This is a genomic window from Deinococcus pimensis DSM 21231, assembly GCF_000519345.1.
GTDB classification, from domain to species: domain Bacteria; phylum Deinococcota; class Deinococci; order Deinococcales; family Deinococcaceae; genus Deinococcus_A; species Deinococcus_A pimensis.
The window spans coordinates 16,975-17,988 of record NZ_KI912622.1 but is presented as its reverse complement, the minus strand read 5'-3'; the positions used below and the strand labels follow the sequence as shown (position 1 = coordinate 17,988).

The following is a 1,014-nucleotide window of genomic DNA, read 5'->3' as shown; positions in this document are numbered from 1 at the left end:
GAGCTCCTCGGCACGGCGGCGGCCCGTGACCTGCGCGTCCGTGAGGCGGAACGCGAGCAGCGCGATGCTGAACCCGGCGAGCATGGTGATCCAGGGACCCACGGCGAGCAGGTCGCGTCCGAACCCGTCGCGCGCGGCGAAGGCGAGCGTCCAGGTGCGTCCGCCGAGGTCGACGGTGCGCGTCGCGGTGAAGGCCGAGTCGTGCGGCTCGCCGTAGAGGCTCTCGCCCGCGTCGGTGACGTTCAGGTCCACCCCCCCGGAGAAGTTCGAGGGAAGCGCGCCGCCGAGGAAGTCGCGGAAGCGCATGGGGGCGTACACGAAGCCGATCAGGGCGGCTCGGCGCTCCTCGACGCTGCGCAGCGGCGCGTTCTCGCGGTAGATCGGCAGGTAGATCAGGAAGCCGGAATGGCGTTCGGCCTGGGTGTCCTCCTGCACGAGCTCCACCCGGGCGGTGACGGCGACGTCGCCGGTGTCGCGCGCCCGGTCGATGGCGGCGCGGCGGCGGGCCTCGCTGTACATGTCGAAGCCGAGGGCGTAGGTGTTGGCGGCGTCGCGCGGCTCGATCAGCGTGACGGGCACCCGCACGGTCCGCGCGCCCGGGGGGCGCAGGCGGTAGTCCACGCCGAGTTCCTGGCTCATGCGGGCCTCGAAGGCGGCGTTGTCGTCGCCGCGCAGGTACGCGGCGTACCCGAGGCCCTGCACGCCGGGGTAGCTGCGTTCGAGTTCGACGGAGTCGACGTAGCGGGCGAAGTCGGCGGCGGTGACGTCGGCCTGCAGGGTCCACAGGGCGCGGGCGGAGCGCATCACGTCGACGTAGGAGCGCAGGCGCTGCTCCAGCGCGATGTTGACGGTGTCCACCTCGCGGGTGAAGCGGGCGCGCTGCTGCTGCCTCGTGAGGTCGTTGACGAACCACGTGCTGATGCCGGTGAGCAGCAGGATGAGCAGGAGCACGACGTAGGCCCAGTTGGGCTGCGCGGCTCGTCTCGGGCCGATCGTCATGCGTCTCCCCCGGGG

At 72.3% G+C, this 1,014-nt stretch carries 1 protein-coding gene; it reads right to left on the bottom strand.

Features of this window, described 5'->3' with window-relative positions:
* Nucleotides 1-999: CHASE domain-containing protein (locus DEIPI_RS27945; RefSeq protein WP_027480726.1), on the bottom strand; the 999-nt coding region annotated here is incomplete at its 3' end.
* Nucleotides 1,000-1,014: the final 15 nt, after the last annotated feature.